A 19,437-nucleotide genomic window follows, 5' to 3' on the forward strand; every position below is an offset into this window, starting at 1 on the left:
TATCTTAAAAGCAAATGCACTCCGCATCCGCTTGACCTGCAATCTTCATTTTTTCGGCTTGACGTCAGACAGCCACCGACAACGCCGCACCAACAGTAACATCCAAGTCGCGTCTCGATACTAGCGAACTCTATTGTATGTGGACATAAGCACAGAGACCCGTTTGGGGTAATCCGGCACCGACCCAGAGACGCAGGCGATGGTCAGCTAACAGACCCCAATCCAACCCGACCAACACCCCACCGTCATCTTGAGACCGCCTCGGGCGGTCAGCGAGAGTGGCTCGGATCATGCTCTCAAGCCAGCTCCAACGCATTACAACCACGTCGGGGAGAAACACATTGCCGCGCCCCTCAGGATCAAGCTATCTGCTCTTCGGCCTTTTTCACTATTATCCTTGCACGCTGCCCGATAGCCGTGGATCCCTCCGGCATACTGTCAAGCACGACGGTTAACGCACCAATCTTGCAGTTGTCTCCGATCGTTATGCCGCCAAGCACTTGCGCGTATGCCCCGATCTCCACGTTATCACCTATAACCGGCGCGACTTGGTCGTTATATCGATTTCCGATAGTAACGCCTTGTCTCAGAGTGCAGTTTTCACCCAATACAGCATTTATATTAACGAATATTCCGCCAAAATGCCAAATCCGCAAGCCTTTACCGATCTTGCACTCAATCGGAAGCCTAATGCCGGTCGAAGTCTCCACCATCGTCGAAAGTATCTTGTAGATAATATATTTTATTCTTTTAACAACTCCGCTACGTCTCTTGCGGACTCGTTGCCCGAATCTGTAAACCCAAATTGCCCACAACGACTGCTCGCGGAAGAAAGCCCACCTTCCGGGCACTCTCGCTTTGTCAGCAAGCCAGTCTTCATCCATGCTACCAAACATTGTCACAGCTCTCACGTGAATACGCTTTTACCTTTGCCATCTCTCGCTGCGACGCCCACAGGAAAGTTCGTCGCCGCCTCAAGAAATACACACCCACCTAACCCGGCACACACGCCTAGGGCGTAGACTCATAAGCTCTGGCACCAGATCTTCGCTGCGACGAGTTTAACAGCGGCGAGCTAGTTTTCTGGCCGCTTGTCGTAGCGCGTTGCGATGCCCCGGAACTGTTTGATCCGATTGAAGAACCGCTCCACGAGGTTTCGCTGCCGGTAGACCCAACGCGAGAACGAGAAGGTGCCCTTGCGATTGGTCTTCGGCGGAATGTTGGCCCAGGCCTTCCGTTCAGCCGCTTTGGCCCGAATGGCATTGCTGTCATACCCCTTGTCGGCCAGTAGGATGTCGCCTTCGCCGAGGTCATCGGTGAGGGCGTCGGCTTCGGTGCAGTCGGCAACCTGTCCGCCCGTCAGACGGAGGGTGACGGGGCGACCTTCAGCGTCGACGAGCGCGTGGATTTTGCTCGTAAGTCCACCGCGGGAACGCCCTACGCAGCCATTCCAGCGATCTTGCAGATCGCCGGAACCTTTGTCTGCTCCGCCCATGCCGCCATCGTATCCATCCCCCTTTTTCCCGTGGCGGCGTGCTGGTGAACGCGGACACAGGTCGAGTCGATCATGACGATGTCGCCGTCGTAGGCGGAGGAAACCGCTTCAAGAAGCCGATCCCAGACGCCGGCCTTCCGCCAGCGAACGAAGCGATTGTAGCAAGTGGTCGGCGGGCCGTAGCGCTCGGGGACTTCCGCCCAAGGCGATCCTGTCCGGAAGCGCCAAAGGATGCCGTTCATCACACGACGATCATCGACGCGAGGAACGCCACGCGGCTTGTTGGGCAATAACGGCGACAGGATCGACCATTCATGGTCGGTGAGTTCGTACCGGCGACGCGTCATCAAGGCTTCCCCTTTCGGAAGCCTTGAATCATGCGACCCCACAAACGCCAAGCGAATTTATGAGTTTACGGCCTAGCATGATGGATCAAGGCACCGACACACCAATTCGATAACCTAAGAGCCGCTAAAGCTCTGGGCTTATGTTTTATTCAGCGACCGCGGAAATTTCTTCGATAGATAAACAGTAGCACTAACGGCGCCAGCACCGACATAGCCGAGGCTACAACCAGTGAGTAAGCAGCACCCAGTACTCCATACTGAGGAACATAGACCAAGGCAGCAACCAGACCTATCAAGGCGGCCAAGCCAAAGGCCGGCGCCTGCCCAGCGAATATCTTGGCCGACGTCACCGCAACGCCAAGCACATTACCTACATACCCGATGATCGCAGCAACAACAATGACCGGAAACACGTCCGCCTTGCCCGCGAAACGCTCTCCATATAGAAGCCTGATCAACTGTCCACCATAGGCGTATGCGATCAGAGTGCAAATGCCGCCGGCAACAATAACAACAGCCAAAATGGACAGCGTAAGTGTAAAAAACTCTCTATGTCTTTTGGCTGCATGCTGCCTTGATAGGATAGGAATTAATGCCTGCCCTATAGACATGATGAAAATATTTCCAAGAGCAACAAAGTATGCCATGCTAGAGTATAGACCTAGATCAAGTGGTCCATAGTATTTTTCTAAAACATATCTTGGTATGTTCGGCCCAAGCAAGCTAAACAGCGTTGTAATACCCAACGGTATTCCTGACCTCAAAAACCTCATGACCTTTTCTGATCGCACCACTCCGTTCACGTCAAAATGCTCTACATTTCGCACGTCGTAAAACACCAAAACAGCAAACCACGTCACCGTATATGCGAGCAGAGTTATTTGCATTGTTAAATCTAAAAAGAGAAAGATGACAATTGTGAGCGTACTTATCACGCCCCTCACGAACAAAGATAACGATATACTGTTTAGTTCTCCGGATTTTTGTGCGTAACCATAGCAAAAATCGGAAAACGATTCGATGACCTTGGAGGCAGCCACGATCCAAATGATATCGCGAACTTCAGCCCTGAAAATGAATGACGCGCCGATGCACACTGCAAATGAAAATATCGACAAAGCAAGCTTGATGTACAAAAGCGTCTTCACGTCGAATGTCGAGGTGTGGTCCGTGGCGATGATGGTTCTGATGCCACAGTTGAAGAACATGATGATCGGCGCGGTCACAGCCAGAGCAAGCGTGAAGTCGCCGACTGCCTCAGGCCCCTTGAGCCTTGCTATGCTGATTAGAACCACCCACTGGCAGGCGGCGTAAATCGAGTTGCCAAATACCATCCAGATTGCATTTCGCTTCAGCCCGCCCTTTTTTACCTGACTATCACTCATTCCAAACTTCTTTCACCATTCGCGCCGGCTGTGCTCGCTGCTTGCCCCGTTTAGTTACAAGTCGGTTCGCTTTTGACTCTCTTGTCGTTCGGAAGGAATATCGGTGCCGAGCAACCTGCTTCCGGCTCCGGCGGGAAGGAGAGCGCGCCCTTTTGCCTGGGCAAGCGGCCTATATGGGCAACGGAAGGGTCATTCACCGGCGGCGATCAGATCAGCATACATCTGCCGTCGGCGAGCACTGACTTTGTCCTTGTGATAGTCGCGGGCAATTTCAAGATTGGTAATCGACAGCCTGTTCATTCTCTCCGGATCAGCGACCAGCTTCTCGATCTTTTCAGCCAGATCATGTTCATCGCCGGAGGTCACCATCTCAGACAGCGGCAACAACTCGCCGACGCCGCCAACATCGGAGGCAATGCTCGGCAGACCTCGGGCCATTGCCTCAAGAAGCGCGCGCGGCAGACCTTCCTGACGCGAGGGCAACACAAACAGATCCGCGTCATCCAACGCCTGGTGAATTGCCTTTCCCTTCGGCAGGAGGCCGGCGAACTCGACGACGCCCGTCAGGTTTAGTGAGCGCGCCTGATTCTCGAACTCTTGACGGTTGTCACCGTCTCCAACCATCACCAGCTTTAGTTTGACGCCCTTCTCGGTCAGCCGGCTGATCGACTTCAGAAGAACGTCCTGCCCCTTGATGTTCTGGTGCATCATTCCCACCGTCACGAGCTTCGTAGGCTCGCCGGGCCTCTTGTCGAAGATTTTGGGCGAATCAACAAAGTCGACATTTTCCAGGTTCAAGGACGTGTAGTGGTAGGTCGGCTTGCCTTTCCCGGGCGGATAACGCCTTTGAAGCGCGGACTCCGTCACATAGGAGCTGACAGCGGCTGACAGGCACTGCGACTTGGTTGCCCAGACCTGGAAGACCTTCAAAACGGACCTAAGCGGCAGCGTGCCCGCGCCCTTCTGCAGGTTGTCAAGTGGGTCGGCCACGACCTCGATACCAAAGGGGATTCCACGGAGACGAAGGATCATCCAAGCAATGGTCGCGATGAACCCAGGGATGCGGAGTATATAGGACGATTTCCGCGGAAATCTGAAGAATATTCCTAGCAGCTGGGGCAGATAAACCACCATCTGCGACAGCTTTCTGATGTTGGGGAGTTCCAGTACCCTCACGTTCGGTCCGGCGAGCTTGTAGCCGTTTCTCGCCTCCCAGTCGCCTACTCGGGTGACGACAACGACTTCATCGAACATCTCGGCGTAGCGCGACCAGAAATTTTCATAGCTGAGATGGTTTGACGCCGGTTGTCCATCCAAACGCCCAAAGTACCCATCCAGAATAACATGCACCCTCTTCATTATACGAAGCCTTTTCAATTGTAATATGCGTCTGCTTTCCCAGATTACTTGATCAATTTAGGGCTGAAGCCCCCTTTATAATTCTGCACGCATATGCCTTTGATCCTTGCTTAGTCTAAGGCACTTGGGTACCGGATCAGTTAGCCGCTAGGGACTTTTCATCTTGCGGTGAACCAAGGGGTATTCCGGCGCGCGCACCAAAGGACGTCTTCATGCGGTCCGGCCCGAGCTACGCTTACGCTCACGCGCCTCAACATACATGTCGCAAGTTCTCTCGTTCATTTTCAACGAAGTGAACTGCTCTTCGAAGCGAAGCCTCGCCTTGATCCCCATGTCTCGCACATCGACGCGAGACAGCCTGTCGAACGCCGCGACAATCGCTGTGGGGCTGTTAGGCTCGAAAAGAATCCCGGTCACGCCATCAACGACGATCTCGGACAACCCGCCAACGCCTGAGGCCAGCACGGGACGCCCTGCGCGCATGGCTTCGATCGCAACCAGGCCAAACCCTTCCCAACGGGACGGCATCACCACCACATCAGCGCTCGCCATCGCCTTCGCAACAAAAGCCGAATCCTGCCAACCCCAGTCCTTGATATAGTCTAGGAGCTCAGCCGACCCTCCTCCATCAACCACATGGCCACCGACGATATCCAACTCATATCCCCGTTTTTCGAGCTCCTTCATCGCTTCGATCAGGATGTCCAGCCCCTTCTGCTTGTCGTAGCGTCCGACAAACAGCAGCTTTTTCGGTCGGGTAGCCTCAGGCAGCGGCATCCAGTCCTTGTCTTTGACACCATTGTATATCATCCGGCACTTTGTCTCGCTTATGCCGGCCTCAATGGCGATACTCTGTTCATGGTTGGAGATATTGACGACAACATCGCTTCTCATCGCGAGAACGGACTCGATCAGCTCGTATACCTTCTTCTTGTATTTCGAGATACTCATCGAGAAAGACCAACCATGCGCGCAGTATACACATGCAACAGCCTTGCCGCTTCTCCCGACTCTACCGACGAGGCCGGCAAACGTGCTGTGCAGGTGGAGAACATTATGAGGCACCGTCTTCTTGATGCGACTGTAGTCGAGGAACAATCTTGCGACGCTGCCTAGGCTTCGAGAGTTGTAGTCAACGGGGATAACCCTGACTCCCTCGACCTTTATCAGATCCACCTGGTTCCTGGGGCAGATGATTGTGACCTCGCCGCAGCTCTGGACCTGATACTCGAATATTTCATTGAGGAATGACGCCACACCTCCCTGAAGGGTCTCAGCAAAATGGAGTACTTTTAATTCTCTCATTGCTTTCGCCGAATTTTTCATTTTTAGCTCAAGACAAATTATTTAATTTTACTGTTCATATTTTCGGAATTAAATACCTCTGGCCACGAATGGCCGCTTCTTTCCTCACGCATTATTCCAGGTCCTGTACCATTCGACGAAGTTTTTGACGCCGTGTGGCACGTCGGTATCCGGAACATATCCGGTGAGGGCTTTGAGGAGATCGGGTGCGGCGAAGGTCTGGGGCACGTCGCCCTTTTGCATGGGCAGCAGGTTGCGGGTGGCAGGCTTGCCGAGCGCCTGTTCGATGGCTGTGATGAAGTCCAAGAGGCCGACCGGCTGGCCACCGCCGATGTTGACGATGCGGAACGGCGCCTGTTTGGACAGTGTATCGATCACGCCCTCGGCGGTGACGCGGTTGTCCTCGCTCGGTGCGACCGGAACGAGCCGGACGATCGCCTCGACGAGATCCTCCACGTAAGTGAAGTCGCGCCGCATGTTGCCTTCGCCGTAGACGTCGATCGCCTCGCCCTTTTCGATGGCGTCAACGAACTTGAACAGCGCCATGTCCGGCCGGCCCCAGGGACCGTAGACGGTGAAGAAGCGGAAGGCGGTGGTCGGGATCTTCCATAGGTGGGCGTAGGAGTGGCCCATCGCCTCCATCGCCTTCTTGGTGGCGGCGTAAAGCGTCAGCGGCTCATCGGTCTTGTCGGCTTCTGCGAAGGGAACCTTGTCATTGGCACCATAGACCGACGACGTCGAGGCCAGCATCAGGTGCTTCACTTCGCACGCCTTGGCCAGCTCCAGCACGTTCCAACTGCCGACGAGGTTGGCGTCGACATAGGCGCGTGGGTTCTCGAGGCTGTAGCGGACGCCGGCCTGGGCGGCGAGGTGGATGATCACCTCGGGCTCGGCCAGCTCAGCCGCCTGCTTGAGCGCTTCAGCGTCTTCCAGTTGACCGATCACCGCCCGAAAGCCGTTCGATCGCTCGAGGAGAGCGTGCCGCGCCTCCTTGAGGCGGACGTCATAATAGGGCGTCATGCCGTCGAAGCCGACCACGAAGTGGCCGGCGTCGAGAAGACGCCGGGCGAGATGGAAGCCGATGAAGCCGGCGGTGCCGGTGATCAGGAAGCGCATCACTCGGCCGCCTGGGCTACGGAACCGGCGATCGGCGAGCCGCGCCCGACGCTGGTATAGCTGAAGCCGTGCTTCTCCACTTCCTCGGGCCGGTAGATGTTCCTGAGGTCAACCAGCACCGGCGCCTTCATCACGGCCTTGAGGCGGGGGAAGTCCAGCGCCCGGAACTCGTTCCACTCGGTGACGATGCAGACCGCGTCGGCGTCCTTGGCCGCCTCGTAGGCACTGCCGACATAATCGATGTTGTCGATCAGCTTCCTGGCGTTGTCCATGCCCTCGGGATCGAAGCCGCGCACCGTGGCGCCGGCGTCCTGCAGCGCCTGGATGATGGAAATCGCCGGACTGTCGCGCATGTCGTCGGTCATCGGCTTGAAGGTGAGGCCGAGCACGGCCACCGTCTTGCCACGGGCGTCGCCGCCCACCGCCTGAATGACTTTCCTCGCCATCGCCCGCTTGCGGATGTCGTTGACGGCAACGGTGGTCTCGATCAGGCGCACCGGGCTGTCATAGTCCTGAGCGGTCTTGACCAGAGCCAGCGTATCCTTGGGGAAGCACGAGCCGCCGTAACCGGGGCCGGCATGCAGGAACTTCGCCCCGATGCGGCCGTCGAGACCGATGCCGCGCGCCACCTGCTGTACGTCGGCACCCACCTTCTCGCAGAGATCGGCGATCTCGTTGATGAAGGTGATCTTCATCGCCAGGAAGGCGTTGCCGGCGTACTTGATCAGCTCGGAGGTGCGGCGCTTGGTGAACAGCAGCGGCGCCTGGTTGAGATAGAGCGGCCGGTAGACCTCGGTCATCACCTCGCGGGCCCGTTCGTCCTCATAGCCGATGACGATGCGGTCGGGCCGCTTGAAGTCATCGATCGCCGCGCCTTCGCGCAGGAACTCGGGATTGGAGACGACGGCGACGTCGGCGGCCGGGTTGGTCTCGCGGATGATGCGCTCGACCTCGTCACCGGTGCCGACCGGCACCGTCGACTTGGTGACCACCACGGTGAAGCCCTTCACCGCCGCGGCGATCTCGCGGGCGGCCGCGTAGACATAAGACAGATCGGCATGGCCGTCACCGCGCCGCGACGGCGTGCCGACGGCGATGAACACCACGTCGGCTTCGGACACCGGACCGGCGAGGTCGGTCGAAAAGGTCAGGCGGCCTGACTTCACGTTGGCGGCGACCAGTGCGTCGAGCCCGGGCTCGTAGATGGGGATCTCGCCGCGCTCCAGCGCCTCGATCTTCTCCACCGCCTTGTCCATGCACACAACGTCATGGCCGAAATCGGCGAAACATGTCCCCGAAACAAGGCCAACGTAGCCAGATCCTATCATCACGATCTTCAAAATCGGTGCTCCAAAATTAAGGTGGTTTTCAAAGGTTCTTCAAATCTACTTCAACACTCGACAATAGCATGCAGCGGTCCATTACTGTCCGGAGAGCTAATAGAGAGCAATCAACTTGGCCAGCCGAGAAGTGATAACTTCTCACCCTTGGCGACTGGGCTCAAAAAGCGACACTATTCGCAACTACAAAGGCCTTGTATGCTGAGGCGATGCCATCCTCGAGGCGGATGATTGGCTTCCATCCAAGTGACCGGATCTTGTCGGCGCCCATCAGCTTGCGCGGCGTGCCGTCGGGCTTGGTGAGGTCGTGGACAATCTTGCCCTTGAAGCCGACAACCTTACAGACAAGCTTGGTGAGGTCGAGGATGGAGATATCCTCACCCGAGCCGACGTTGACGTGTTCGAAGTCCGAATAGACCTTCATTAGGTGCACGCAAGCGTCGGCGCAGTCGTCGACATGCAGAAACTCGCGGAGCGGCTTGCCTGTGCCCCAGACGGTGATTTCCTTATCGCCCCGAAGCTTCGCCTCGTGCGCCTTGCGGATCAACGCCGGCATCACGTGGCTGGAATTGAGATCGAAGTTGTCGCCGGGGCCGTAGAGGTTGGTTGGCATGGCCGAGATGAAGTCGGCACCGTGCTGCTTGCGGTAGGCCTGGCAGAGCTTGATGCCTGCGATCTTGGCGATCGCGTACCACTCGTTGGTCGGCTCCAGTTCGCCAGTGAGCAGCGCGCTTTCGACGATCGGCTGGGCCGCGAACTTCGGATAGATGCAGGACGACCCTAGGAAGCAGAGTTTCTCGACGCCGGCTCGGAAGGATGCCTCGATAACGTTGGCCTCGATGATCAGGTTGTCGTAGAGGAAATCCGCCGGATAGGTGTCGTTGGCGAGGATGCCGCCCACTTTGGCGGCGGCCACGAACACTGCATCGGGCTTTTGCTGGCTGACCCAGGTGCGGACCGCTGCCTGATCCTTGAGGTCAAGCTCGCTACGATCGGCGGTCAGGATTTCGCAGCCCTCGGAGGCTAGCCGGCGGGCGATGGCTGAGCCGACCATGCCACGGTGTCCGGCCACCCAGACCTTCTTGCCCTTGAGATCGTAGGAAGCCATCTCAGGCCTCCTTCATCACGGTCGCGGTCTGCATCACCTTGAGATCTTCGTTGACCATCTCGCGGCAGAGTTCGCGCACGCTCGTCTCATGTTTCCAGCCGAGTTTGGTTTGCGCCTTGGTCGGGTCGCCAATCAGGAGCTCGACCTCGGTGGGGCGGAAGTAACGCGGATCGACCTCGACGATCACCTTACCCGTGAGGCTGTCGATGCCCTTTTCCTCGATCCCTTCGCCCTGCCACTCAAGGTGAATGCCGACATCCTCGAAGGCCCAGGTGACGAACTGACGGACTTCGGTGGTCTCCCCGGTGGCAAGCACGTAATCGTCCGGCTGATCTTGCTGCAGCATCAACCACATGCCGCGCACATATTCCCGGGCGTGCCCCCAGTCGCGCTTGGCACTCAGGTTGCCGAGATAGAGCTTCTCCTGTTTGCCGAGCCGGATGGCGGCGGCGGCGCGGCTGATCTTGCGCGTAACGAAGGTCTCGCCTCTCAACGGACTTTCGTGATTGAACAGGATGCCGTTCGAAGCATGAAGACCGTAGGCTTCGCGGTAGTTCACCACAATCCAGTAGGCATAAAGCTTGGCAGCGGCGTAAGGCGAACGCGGATAGAAGGGCGTCGTCTCTCGCTGCGGAACTTCTTGCACCAGACCATAAAGCTCGGAGGTTGATGCCTGATAGAAGCGCGTCTTCTTTTCCATCCCGAGGATGCGGATCGCCTCTAGAAGCCTAAGGGTCCCGATACCGTCGGCCTGGGCGGTGTATTCAGGCGTCTCGAAGGACACTTGAACGTGCGACTGCGCGGCAAGATTATAAATTTCGTCCGGCTTAGTTTCCTGGACGATGCGGATCAGGTTGGTCGAATCCGTCATGTCACCATAGTGCAGGTGAAAACGGGCATTTTCGACATGCGGGTCCTGGTAGATGCTTTCGATGCGACCGGTATTGAAGGATGATGACCGCCGCTTGACACCGTGGACGGTGTAGCCCTTGTCCAACAAAAGCTGAGCGAGATAGGCGCCATCCTGACCGGTGATACCCGTAACGAGAGCCGTTTTTCCTGAAGACACCAAAACCACCTATAAAAACAGCCGAAGCGAGCAACATGGGGCTCAGCTATGGCCGGACTGGCAACGATCGAGATCCGTCCTCGATAAGCACTGACAGTCAACTTACATCAAGTTCGATAAAGCCACATCTCAAGCACGTCAGTCACTAGACGGGACCAAACTCCCCGCTAGACAAAAGCTACCGCACTCCGGGTGAAATCACTCACCACAGACCAAACGGCACCACCGTCGCGAATGAACAGCCAAAGACCGCCCTCACGCCTCAACCGGAGGCTATCAACGCACCCATACCTCACACCCAAGCGGCGATCACGCCACCTGGAGAATCATATCGCGGGAAACGCCCGCCCGCACCTGACTACCCATCAAGCTCATCAATAGAACCAGACGATTACGCCCATCAAGCCGCTCGATCACGCCGAGCTGCTCGGCAAACGGCCCCGCTCTGAGGCGCACCGTCATGCCGGGCTGCAGTGGATCGACGAACTCAAGAATTCCGTCGGCACCGGTCGACGCTACCAACGTCTCAACGATACCGCGCTTGATCGCGACGGGAGCATCGCCGTTAGTCACCAGCGATCGCACCCCCCGCGTTCCGTTGATCGACCGCCAACGCGCCTGCGCCGGATCTAGGCGCACAAAAACATAGCCGCGAAAAACGGGTGCCGTCGTAGCTATCGTCTTGCGAGCGTGACGACGCACCACCTTTTCAAGCGGAGAAAACGTAAAAAAGCCCTGACGGCGGAGGTTATCGACCGCGACACCTTCACGCTGCGGCTGTGTCATGGCAGCGAACCAGCGCTCACCATCTTGAGGCCCCTCGAATATGACCTCAGACACCCCAGCAGCCTTTTGGGAAAACAAACTTTCCATAAGGCCCCTTCTTACGCCCAACACAGCCCCGTCTCGAAATCAGTCCGTCAACACACCCCGAGAGCCACAGCACATCTCATCGTTGAGCTGCAATTATCCTGCCAGTTTATACACCCACACAACATAACCAGCCTAATCGGCCCCGGCGACGAAAGCGTGACGTTCGGCAAGCACCCCACTCAACGCGACGAGAAATCGCGGCACCCCTTTTAAAACAACAACCTAATTACAAATCCAACAGCCTTGAAGCTTAGAAAAATCAAAACTCAACTCGTAATCTGGATGGAGCGAACACCCCTAACCATCCGCAAAATCCATTAGTCAACGGTACTTTCGATTGAGTGAGGCTGTCAACCACCGCCTTGCGGGAAGAGAGTTTCAAATCCATCCAATGGTAAATCTGCATCGCCAGGGACGCCGTCCCTGGCGTTAGCGCCAGTCGAAGGATGGACGGAGAAAGAACGAAACAGCTTGGCAATTGAGCACCAAAGACAGGCGCGCCGGAGGCTCCGCTCTACGGCAGCCATTGCGACTGCATCTCGATGCTGTCGCAAATAGCGACACTGAGGAGGCGTTCGCGGCTCCTGCGACGCTGCCGTTTCTGCCGCTTTTATGGGCAGCGGCGGCCGTACTCTTTTACTGCCAGTCCCAACACCAAGCGCAAAGCCCGTTTTGATGGACAGCCGGTCTAGCGGGGCTTGGCCGTTTGTGGAAGTCCCGCAAAGCCCCGAGACTCTGGCTTCCGCCAGAGCCGGCTGGCCAGATGTTTATGCTCAGCCCTTCACTGCCGGACGGCGATGCAGCGGTTCGGCTCGGTGCCAGTTTTCGAGGATGCGGCCGTCGGTGTGGGCCTGCTTCACCCAGCGAATACCGTTGGAGATCACCTTGTGCACCATCGGATCATGATAGATCGGGAACGTCTCGTGGCCGGGGCTGAAGTAGAAAATACGGCCACGCCCGCGCTGGAAGGTGCAACCGGAACGGAACACCTCACCGCCTGAATACCAGGACATGAAGACGATCTCGTCGGGCTGCGGGATATCAAAAGGCTCGCCATACATTTCCGAGGCCGCCACTTCGAAATAGGGCGGCAGGCCCTCGGCGATCGGATGCGATGGATTGACCACCCAGACGCGCTCGAGATCACCGTCCGGCATTTCGCGCCAGGACAGATTGCAGTTGGTCCCCATTAGCCGCTTGAACAGTTTGGAGTGATGGCCCGAATGCAGCACGACGAGGCCCATGCCCCTGAGTACGCGCTGCTGGACACGATCGATCAGGCCGTCGCTGACATCGTCATGGGCCATATGCCCCCACCAGAGCAGCACATCGGTGTCGTCCAGCAGGCTCTGCGGCAGCCCCTCATTGGGATCATCGAGCGTACCACGACGGATCTCGAAGTCGGCGTGCGCGATGCCCTTGGCGATCGCGCCATCGATGCGGTCGGGATAGATGTCGCTCACCGCTTTGTGGAGCTGCTCGTGGCGGCCCTCGTTCCAAATGGTTACCTTGATGGGCATGTATTCCTCGTGCGTCAGACAGCCTTGGCGGAACGGAGAATCCGCCCATCTGGGCTGAAGATGTGACAGGCAGCGGTCTCTGCGGCGAACGGCACCCGGTCGCCCGGGCGAAAGGTGACGTCGCCCTCGACGCGGACGACGATTGGCTGCTCGATCGAACCGACGGTGAGATAGGTCTCGACACCCAGTCGCTCGACGATCGCCACCTCGGCAACAAAGTGGGCGGCTTGGATATCGACGACCTTGATATGTTCGGGCCGTACGCCCAGCCGAGCGGCACCTTCGGCAAGCGAAGTATCGGCAAGCGTGAAGGTCAGGCCGAGCGGGCCGGCGATATGGGCGCGGTCGGCGCTCTCTCGCGTTACCGCAACCGGCAGGATGTTCATCTTCGGCGAGCCTATGAAGGTGGCGACGAACTCGTTGTCAGGCCGGTGATAGAGGTCCATCGGCGGACCGACCTGAGCGACGGTACCCTGGTTGAGCACGACTATCTTGTCGGCCATGGTCATGGCCTCGACTTGGTCGTGCGTCACGTAGACGACGGTGGCTGAGAGTTCGCGATGAAGCCGCTGCAATTCGGCGCGCATCTGCACACGCAACGCGCTATCGAGATTGGACAGCGGCTCGTCGAACAGGATCAGCGCCGGCTTCTTGATGATGGCGCGGCCTATGGCGACCCGCTGGCGCTGGCCGCCGGACAGAGCCCCAGGTCGGCGGTCGAGCAACTCGCGCAACTGCAGTATCTCTGCCACCTCTTCGACCTGACGGCGGATATCGGCCGGCGCCACCTTCTTGAGGCTGAGCGAGAAACCGATGTTCTCGGCCACCGTCATATGCGGATAGAGTGCGTAGGACTGGAAAACCATGGCGATGCCGCGCTTGTCCGGCGGCACATCGTTGATGCGCGTGCCGTTGAGCACGAGATCGCCACTGTCGATGCCTTCGAGGCCGGCGATCATTCTGAGCAAGGTCGACTTGCCGCAGCCCGATGGCCCCACGAAGACGGCGAACTCGCCATCTTCGACGGTGACGTCGACGCCCTTGATGACTTCCAGCGCGCCGTAGAACTTGCGGACGTTATTGAGGTGAATCATTGGCTCGAACTCTTGTTTTATCTCACCCCTTCACGCCGCCCGAGAAGGTCTGGACGAGGAAGCGGCGCGCGAAGCCGAAGGCGACGACGGCAGGAACCAGGTAAATGAAGGCGAGGGCGGTCAGCAGGCCGTAGTCGATCTCGTTGATGCGCAGGAAGGCGCGGAAAAGGCCGAGCGGCAGCGTCTGCAATTCCGGCGACGACAGCAGGATCAGCGGCAGGAGGAAGTCGCCCCAAGCCGACATGAAGGCAAACAGGCCGGACGCGGCGAGGCCAGGCAAAGCCAACGGCACCAGCACGCGACGGATGCGCTGGATCATGGTGGCGCCGTCCATCAGGGCGGCTTCCTCATAATCGCGCGGCAGGCCGTCGAAGAAAGTCTTCATGATCCACAGCGATAGCGGCAGCTGCATGGTGGCCAGCACCAGGATCAGGCCGAGATAACCGTCGATGAAGCCGGTCCAGCGCATGATGTCGCGCGTTGCGCTGCCGAAGATCGGCCTGAGGAGGGCGCCTTCGACGTTGTTCAGCGTCAACAGGAACTTGTAGAGCGGCACAATCAGCGCGGTCGATGGCAGCACGCGGATGAGCAGGATGGCGTAGAGAAAGGGCAGCTTCCACCACGCTCGGGTCCGCGACAGGGCATAGCCACCGAGGCCGGACAGCACCATCACCAGGAAGGTGGCGGATCCCACGACAAACAACGAGTTGAACAGCCACTTGGCACCATCCTCCTTGGCGAAGACGCGCATGTAGTTGGCAAAGGTCCAGGTCTCGGGCCACCGCAGAAACAGCTGGGCGTTGCCGTCGAAGGAAGCGAGCAGCAACCAGAAGAATGGAACGGCGCAGAAGATCGAGATCAGAGACAGGCTCGCATAGGCCATCAGGTCGCCACGCAGGCGGTTGGCGGATTCGCCGGGAGGGACCACGGACATGTCAGATCTCCACCTTGGCGGCGCGAACGTAGGCAATCCCGAGCACCAGCGACACCAGCAGGGCGATCACCGCCACCGCCGCGCCATAGCCGAGCTGGTAGGCCGTGAACGACTGGTTGTAGATGTAGATGCTGATCAGCTCGGTGGCGCCACCGGGACCGCCGCGGGTCAGTGCATAGACGAGACCGAACACGGCTATGGTCGAGACGGTCGAGATCAGCATGTAGAGAAGAATGGTCGGCATCATCAGCGGCAAGGTGATGCGGCGGAACATTTGTGCCGGCGTGGCTCCGTCCATCCGAGCCGCCTCGTAGATTTCCTGGGGAATGGTGCTTAGGCCGGCGGTCAGCAAAATCATCGCCGTGGCGATGCCTCGCCAAGTGTTGACGACGATGATCATCGCCAGAGGAAACACCTGCAGCCAGTCGGCGGTCGGCAGGCCGAAGAAGGAAACGATGCGGCTCAGCGTGGCGTGATCGCCGCCGGCCAGCATCGAAATCCACATGAAGCCAGCCACAACCTCCGGCGCCGCGTTGGGCAGCAGGATGATCGACGAGAACAGGGTGCGGAAGACGAGGCGACGGCGGAGCGCTATCGCCGAGACAAGGCCGAGCACAAACTGGCCGATGATCGCCGACCCGAGCACGAAGACGAAGGTGACGAACAGGGCGTTCCAGAACTTGGTGTCGTTGAAGAGGCGTGTGTAGTTGCGCCAGCCGACGAAGCGGGGCGCGCGTGCAGCAGCGCCGGTCAACGCCTCGTTGGTAAACGACAGATAGACCGAATAGATGGCCGGGTAGATGACGAAGGCGAGAAGCAGCAGCAGCGACGGCAGGAGCACGATCATCAGCTGCCGTTCGGCGCGCCGTTCCTGGAGCGTTTTGGCCATGGGGCTCACATCAATGGATCGAAGACCGAGGGGACGTAAGGCAAGCCCCACGTCCCCCTATTCATCGGCGCTAACCCGGGATTACTTCACCGCCTCTTCGCCGAGCGTTTCCTTGACGTAGTCGACGAGGATCTTCTGGGCACCGGCGGCATCAACTTCCTTGCGCAGCAGAGCGTCAGTGGCGCGGGCAACACCTTCGGCGACGGTGCCAAAACCGGCGGCCTGCTTCAGGAACGTGCCGTTTCCAGCGGCGGCGTGAATCGGGACCAGCTCGGTGAGTTTCTGGAACTCGGGATTGCTTGCGGCATCCTTGCTGGCCGGAATGTTGCCGATGCGGGCAGCGTAGGACACCTGCGTTTCAACAGAGCCGATCTCGAGAAGCGCCTTCTTGGCGAGCTCGACATTGGCCGACTTGGCGTTGACCGCCCAGGGCGCAGCAAGGTTGGCGAGCACGAACTGACCGCTGGTTTGTCCGGGGACAGTCCAGGTACCGACCACCTTGGTCACATCCGGGATGGGGGTCTTGCTCTCGCGGCCCCAGTCGAAAATGTAGCACCAGGAGCCGCAAGTCGTGGCGACGAGCTTGCCGGCCGGGAACAGTTCGTACTTGGGAATAACCCAGGGCTCCGGCCCGAGCAGCGGCTGCACCGGCATCAGATCCTTGTCGATCAATGTCTTGTAGACGTTGAAGACATCCTTGACGCCCTCGCCGTTGAGATCGAGCTTGCCGTCGTCTGTGACGATCTGCGGCGTCTTGGAGCCAACGATCAGGTGCTGAAAGCCTTCGTCGAACGCGCCCGAACCCCAGCTGATGCCGGCAGGGAAAAGAAGGCCGTAGGCGCCGGTCTTGGCCTTGATCTCCTCGGCGCGGGCGATCAGGTCATCCCAGGTCTTCGGCTGCTCGGTGGAAATACCGGCCTTTTCCAGCACATCCTTGCGATAATAGATCTCCTGGATACCCAGCATGTAGGGCATGACGTAGGTTTCGCCGTCCGGGCTGACCGCCAGCTTCTTGGCCACATCGTAGAAGTTCTTGTAGCCGTCCCAGGCATTGATCTCGGTGGTTACAGGCGCGAGATAGCCGGCCTCCACCATATCGGCCACGGCGGCTGTTGATGGCATGGAGAACAGATCGGGGCCATTGCCGGCGCCGAGCTCGGTCAGGAGCTTGGAAAGATAATCCTTGTCGGGGGCGGGGTATTCGACCACCTCGACCTTGACCCCGAGCTTCTTCTCGATGCGCTCGACCGTCGACTTCATCGCGTCGATACCGGCCTGGCCGTGATTGGCCAGACGAAGCGTCTCAGCCTGCGCGAACGTGGACGCGCAGCCAAGCAGGATGGCGCATAGGCCACCAAACACCGTCTTCTTCAACGGACAACCCTCCCATAATGGATGCCTGGCGCCCTCCAGCGCCGGCCGTGAGAAGTGTACACGTTTTCGCAACCTCGGCAAGTCACCCTATCCTTTCGTCTCATATGCCGCGCAACACTCTGAAAAATACAGTTTAAAAATGGCTTGTCAGGAAAAACGCGACTGTGTACACGTTTGCACAATGGAGGATAGGAGTTACACAAATGGTCGCGCGGTTGAGGCTGGGAGTTATCGGTGCCGGCTTGAAGGCCGCCGAATACGCAGCGAGCTGGGTGGCGATGCCGGAAGTGGAATTCGTGGCGCTCAGCGACACGTCGCAGACCTCGCTCAATAGACTTGCCGACATTTGCACGAAGGCTGGCGCATCGCGCCCGCAATGCTTTGTCGACTATCGCGACATGCTCGCTACCTGCGGCGACAAGCTCGATATCGTCTACGTTTCGACACCCCACGCCTTCCACGCCGAACAGGCCATCGCCGTTGCCGAGCGCGGCATCGACATGTTCCTTGAAAAGCCGATGGTGACGACGGTGGCCGAGGCCGAAGCGCTGACCGCCGCGCAAAAACGCGGCAAGGGCACCATCGTCACCGCCTTCCAGGGCGGACTGTCTCCTCTGGTGCTCGACACGCGCCAGCGATCGCTGGGTGGCGAGTTCGGCGATCTCGTCGCCATCTCCGGCATGATCTGGGAAAGCTGGGCCACCAATTATGCCGGTCACTGGAAACAGAAGCCGGAGATTTCCGGTGGCGGTTTCATGTTCGACACCGGCGCCCACCTGATGAACACCGTCTGCCTGCTGGCCAATTCCGATTTTGCCAGCGTCGGCGCCTATATGGACAACCGTGGCGCTCCGGTCGACATCGTCACCGCCGTTTCCGCCCGTCTCGCCAACGGTGCGCTGGCGACGCTCACAGCAGCCGGTGAAGGACCGAAAGGCTGCGCTTCGTTCATCTCGCTGTTCTTCACCAAGGCGATCGTCCGCATCGATGCCTGGGGCGGTTGGCGCGAACTTATCCTGGACGGGGTAGCTCAGCCCCGCGAGACGGCTGAAATCCTCGACAATCCGCTCAAAAGCTTTCTTGCCATCCGGGCCGGTACCATGGAGAACACCGCCTCGGTGGAGATGGGGTTGAGGTTTGCCCGGCTTTGGGATGCCATCAAGGCATCGGCGGCAGCGAACGGCGCCCCGGCGCATATCGGTAAAGCCGAGGGGCGGATAGGTCGATGAGCAGGAAGCGCATTACCTCGAAAGAGCTTGCCGAACTGGTCGGTGTTTCGTCGGCAACCATTTCGCGGGCCTTTTCGCCGGATGCCCGCATCGGCGAAGAGACGCGCAGCCGGATTTTGGCGGCGGCGCGCAAATACGGCTATCAGCCGAATGCCATCGCTCGCTCGCTCAACAACCAGAGATCACGCCTTGTCGCCGTTGTCGTCAACGCCATCGGCAACCCTTGCGAGGCGGAAGAACAGCAGTTGCTCGTCCACGCGCTGCAAGCACGGCAACTGCTTCCAATCATCCTGTGCTGCGGCGATCATAGCGACCGGCTGCAACTAATGCGTCTTGCCGCGACCTATCAGGTCGATCATGTCGTGATCTTCTCCGACATGGTGTCGTTGCGCGATGCCGTTGACATCTTCCCGACCACCAAGCCGATCATCGTTTCCTTCGAGCCGCTCGAGAACGAGGACGTGTCGACCATCCGTATCGATGGTTCGGCGGCGGCCGACGAAATCGTCGACAGGCTGGTCGCCAATGGCAAGAGCCGCTTTACTTATCTCTCCGGCACCAGTTCGAGCTGGATCGACAAGCTCCGGCGCAAGTGGTTCGCCGACGCGCTCGCCAGGCGCGGTCTCGCCTTCGTGGCCGAAGCCACCGGCACCTATTCCTATGATAGCGGCTTCAAGGAAGCCGTGCCGCTGGTTCATCGTTCCAAGGCCGACGCGATCATTTGCGGCAACGACGTGATGGCGATCGGGGCTCGCGACGCGGTCAAGCGGGTGCTGGGCAAATCGGCACCCGAGGACGTCGCCATCGTCGGCCAGGATGGCATCGCCATGGCCAGTTGGGACTGCAACGACCTCACCACACTCAGCCTCGACCACGTCGCCTTCATTAACGCCGTCGTCGAGCTCATCGAACGGCATGAGGCCGGCGACGACAAGCCCGACACCATTACCCTGACGTGCTCGACCCGATGGGGCGCCACCGCCTGACGCACCCGGGCCGA

17 protein-coding genes are annotated in these 19,437 nt (G+C 58.8%); 2 read left to right on the forward strand and 15 right to left on the reverse strand.

Annotated features, from left to right (window positions below; translation table 11 throughout):
* Nucleotides 1-359: 359 nt before the first annotated feature.
* The 15 genes from AB6N07_RS01340 to AB6N07_RS01410 all read right to left on the reverse strand — a co-directional run bounded on the left by AB6N07_RS01340 (nucleotide 360) and on the right by AB6N07_RS01410 (nucleotide 17,208).
* Nucleotides 360-896 carry a serine O-acetyltransferase gene (locus tag AB6N07_RS01340; protein WP_370676034.1) on the reverse strand — a complete coding sequence of 179 codons (537 nt, stop codon included), beginning with the start codon at nucleotides 894-896 and terminating at the stop codon, nucleotides 360-362.
* A 179-nt stretch (nucleotides 897-1,075) separates the two neighbouring features.
* Nucleotides 1,076-1,842, reverse strand: a protein-coding gene (locus tag AB6N07_RS01345) for an IS5 family transposase (protein WP_370676031.1) whose coding sequence is annotated in 2 segments (ribosomal slippage) — nucleotides 1,076-1,527 and nucleotides 1,527-1,842 — 768 coding nt in all. Because the reading frame shifts where the segments join, the coding sequence is not laid out codon by codon here.
* A gap of 149 nt (nucleotides 1,843-1,991) precedes the next feature.
* The gene (locus tag AB6N07_RS01350) at nucleotides 1,992-3,227 is read right to left on the reverse strand and encodes a lipopolysaccharide biosynthesis protein (protein ID WP_370676035.1); all 1,236 of its coding nucleotides are present in this window, start codon (nucleotides 3,225-3,227) and stop codon (nucleotides 1,992-1,994) included.
* A 189-nt stretch (nucleotides 3,228-3,416) separates the two neighbouring features.
* On the reverse strand, nucleotides 3,417-4,586 hold the full coding sequence (locus AB6N07_RS01355) for a glycosyltransferase family 4 protein (RefSeq protein WP_370676036.1): 1,170 nt from the start codon (nucleotides 4,584-4,586) through the stop codon (nucleotides 3,417-3,419).
* Nucleotides 4,587-4,796: 210 nt separating this feature from the next.
* Entirely contained in the window at nucleotides 4,797-5,912 is a 1,116-nt protein-coding gene (locus AB6N07_RS01360; RefSeq protein ID WP_370676037.1) for a glycosyltransferase, read from the reverse strand.
* 84 nt (nucleotides 5,913-5,996) lie between these two features.
* Nucleotides 5,997-7,007 (reverse strand): NAD-dependent epimerase, encoded by a 1,011-nt coding sequence (locus AB6N07_RS01365; protein WP_370676038.1) that lies wholly within the window; start codon nucleotides 7,005-7,007, stop codon nucleotides 5,997-5,999.
* The gene (locus AB6N07_RS01370; protein WP_370676039.1) at nucleotides 7,007-8,347 is read right to left on the reverse strand and encodes a UDP-glucose/GDP-mannose dehydrogenase family protein; all 1,341 of its coding nucleotides are present in this window, start codon (nucleotides 8,345-8,347) and stop codon (nucleotides 7,007-7,009) included. The genes AB6N07_RS01365 and AB6N07_RS01370 overlap by 1 nt, the downstream gene beginning before the upstream one ends.
* Nucleotides 8,348-8,507: 160 nt before the next feature.
* Nucleotides 8,508-9,455 (reverse strand): GDP-L-fucose synthase family protein, encoded by a 948-nt coding sequence (locus tag AB6N07_RS01375; protein ID WP_370676040.1) that lies wholly within the window; start codon nucleotides 9,453-9,455, stop codon nucleotides 8,508-8,510.
* A gap of 1 nt (nucleotide 9,456) precedes the next feature.
* Nucleotides 9,457-10,524 (reverse strand): GDP-mannose 4,6-dehydratase, encoded by a 1,068-nt coding sequence (gene gmd, locus AB6N07_RS01380; RefSeq protein WP_370676041.1) that lies wholly within the window; start codon nucleotides 10,522-10,524, stop codon nucleotides 9,457-9,459.
* Between the two features lie 309 nt (nucleotides 10,525-10,833).
* The gene (locus AB6N07_RS01385; RefSeq protein WP_370676042.1) at nucleotides 10,834-11,397 is read right to left on the reverse strand and encodes a transcription termination/antitermination protein NusG; all 564 of its coding nucleotides are present in this window, start codon (nucleotides 11,395-11,397) and stop codon (nucleotides 10,834-10,836) included.
* A 773-nt stretch (nucleotides 11,398-12,170) separates the two neighbouring features.
* Entirely contained in the window at nucleotides 12,171-12,917 is a 747-nt protein-coding gene (locus AB6N07_RS01390) for a ThuA domain-containing protein (protein WP_370676043.1), read from the reverse strand.
* Nucleotides 12,918-12,931: 14 nt separating this feature from the next.
* Entirely contained in the window at nucleotides 12,932-14,011 is a 1,080-nt protein-coding gene (locus AB6N07_RS01395) for an ABC transporter ATP-binding protein (RefSeq protein ID WP_370676044.1), read from the reverse strand.
* A 22-nt stretch (nucleotides 14,012-14,033) separates the two neighbouring features.
* Complete coding sequence (locus tag AB6N07_RS01400; RefSeq protein ID WP_370676045.1) at nucleotides 14,034-14,945, reverse strand: carbohydrate ABC transporter permease; 912 nt, start codon at nucleotides 14,943-14,945, stop codon at nucleotides 14,034-14,036.
* Nucleotide 14,946: 1 nt separating this feature from the next.
* Nucleotides 14,947-15,834: a carbohydrate ABC transporter permease gene (locus AB6N07_RS01405; RefSeq protein WP_370676046.1), complete on the reverse strand. Its 888-nt coding sequence runs from the start codon at nucleotides 15,832-15,834 to the stop codon at nucleotides 14,947-14,949.
* A gap of 81 nt (nucleotides 15,835-15,915) precedes the next feature.
* Nucleotides 15,916-17,208, reverse strand: coding sequence for an ABC transporter substrate-binding protein (locus tag AB6N07_RS01410; protein ID WP_370676047.1), 1,293 nt, complete (start codon nucleotides 17,206-17,208; stop codon nucleotides 15,916-15,918).
* Nucleotides 17,209-17,411: 203 nt separating this feature from the next.
* Between AB6N07_RS01410 and AB6N07_RS01415 the strand changes: the two genes are divergently transcribed.
* Together AB6N07_RS01415 and AB6N07_RS01420 are read left to right on the forward strand one after the other, a co-directional pair.
* Nucleotides 17,412-18,437 carry a Gfo/Idh/MocA family protein gene (locus AB6N07_RS01415; protein ID WP_370676048.1) on the forward strand — a complete coding sequence of 342 codons (1,026 nt, stop codon included), beginning with the start codon at nucleotides 17,412-17,414 and terminating at the stop codon, nucleotides 18,435-18,437.
* Nucleotides 18,434-19,423, forward strand: a complete 990-nt coding sequence (locus AB6N07_RS01420; protein ID WP_370676049.1) for a LacI family DNA-binding transcriptional regulator — start codon at nucleotides 18,434-18,436, stop codon at nucleotides 19,421-19,423. The genes AB6N07_RS01415 and AB6N07_RS01420 overlap by 4 nt, the downstream gene beginning before the upstream one ends.
* Nucleotides 19,424-19,437 lie beyond the last annotated feature (14 nt).

Origin of the sequence: Pleomorphomonas sp. PLEO (genome assembly GCF_041320595.1) — a bacterium.
Classification (GTDB): Bacteria; Pseudomonadota; Alphaproteobacteria; order Rhizobiales; family Pleomorphomonadaceae; genus Pleomorphomonas.